The sequence below is a fragment of the Italian clover phyllody phytoplasma str. MA1 genome (assembly GCF_000300695.1).
Lineage (GTDB): Bacteria > Bacillota_I > Bacilli_A > Acholeplasmatales > Acholeplasmataceae > Phytoplasma.
In genome coordinates this window covers 1-490 of sequence record NZ_AKIM01000163.1, presented here as the reverse complement: position 1 = coordinate 490, position 490 = coordinate 1, and the positions used below count along the sequence as shown (strand labels likewise).

Genomic DNA, 490 nt, shown 5'->3' with positions numbered 1-490 from the left:
AATGAAAAAACTATTTACCGACATCACTTATTTCAAAACTCCCCAAGGTTTTTTATATTTTTCTTGTATTATCGACTCTTTTAACAATCAATTATTCTCTTATCATGTTTCTAATCACCAAAATAAAGTTTTAGTTTTAAATACTATCAAAAAACTTCCTCAACTAAAAAAACCTTGTATTATCCACTCTGACCAAGGTTCAGTTTATCAATCTTTAAAAGTTCAACAAACCTTAACCAAAAAAGGATTTTCAATTAGTATGTCACGTAAAGCAACACCTAGAGATAATGCGGTCATTGAAAACTTATTCAGTCAAATGAAAAGCATTTTATTTTATCGCGATCCTTTTTTATTCCAAAAATCTTCAGCAAAAATAAAAAACATAATTAATCAATTTCCTGCTTTTTGGAATAAAAAATGGCTTTTAGCTAAATTAAACTATCTTTCACCTATCCAATATGCGCAAAGTTTAAGATAAATTTTTAGTTGA

General features: G+C 26.9%; 1 protein-coding gene. It reads left to right on the top strand.

Annotated features, from left to right (window positions below; translation table 11 throughout):
- Nucleotides 1-478, top strand: a 478-nt coding sequence (locus RI01_RS03130) for a DDE-type integrase/transposase/recombinase (RefSeq protein ID WP_017193216.1), incomplete at its 5' end; no start/stop codon positions are given.
- Between the last annotated feature and the right edge of the window lie 12 nt (nucleotides 479-490).